The following is a 732-nucleotide window of genomic DNA, read 5'->3' as shown; positions in this document are numbered from 1 at the left end:
AGTCTTCTTGCTGTCTTCCTTAGATTCTGACTTTTTAGCAGTCTTCTTTGTTGTCTTCTTAACTACCTTTTTAGTAGTCTTTTTAGCTGATTTCTTAGTTGATTTGGCAGTTGAAGTAGAAGTTACAACTTTCTTGCCGTTAGACTTAAGAGTATAAGTTGTATTACCAGACTTGTAAGTTACTGTACCTTCAGTTGCAGCAGCTGGGATCCAGTACTTCAAATCAGTTCGAATACTGTAGTAAACTTCACCGTTAATGTTCTTTACATTCCAAATAGTGTAGTGACCACCCTTGGTTGCGGTCTGTGAAGTCTTCTTACCGTAGCGATCTACAAACTTCATGGTCTTAGTCATCTTAACACGACTATTTTTGCCATAAGTATTATGAACACCTTTAGCATGTGCAATTGGTGCAGCTTGTACAGAAGCACTATTTGCCATACCTACAACTGGGCTAACACCCATCAAAACAGCTGCTGAAACTAAAACTAATTTATGACTTAATTTCATTACTTATTACCTCATATCTAAAAATTATTAGCACATATATTGTAAGACTCTGCAGTAATTTTGCAATAAAATTTACTTTTTTTACTAATTATTAACTACTTTACCTACATTTGCAGCCTTAACATAAGCATCATCGCCAATATAGTAGTATGTTTTGCCGTCAATTTTCTTTGTTCCATAGTAGTTAAGATCAGTGCTTTTTTAATATACGTATAACCTAAA

Annotated in this window: 1 protein-coding gene and 1 pseudogene; both read right to left on the bottom strand. The window is 34.3% G+C overall.

What is annotated here, in order from left to right; all coding sequences use genetic code 11:
• Positions 1-510, bottom strand: a pseudogene (locus tag HMPREF0518_RS02000) (SLAP domain-containing protein); the annotation flags it as partial.
• Between the two features lie 84 nt (positions 511-594).
• On the bottom strand, positions 595-675 hold the full coding sequence (locus HMPREF0518_RS10020; RefSeq protein ID WP_230472058.1) for an SLAP domain-containing protein: 81 nt from the start codon (positions 673-675) through the stop codon (positions 595-597).
• Between the last annotated feature and the right edge of the window lie 57 nt (positions 676-732).

This window comes from Lactobacillus helveticus DSM 20075 = CGMCC 1.1877 (genome assembly GCF_000160855.1).
Classification (GTDB): Bacteria; Bacillota; Bacilli; order Lactobacillales; family Lactobacillaceae; genus Lactobacillus; species Lactobacillus helveticus.
This window is presented reverse-complemented; position numbering and strand designations above follow the sequence as displayed.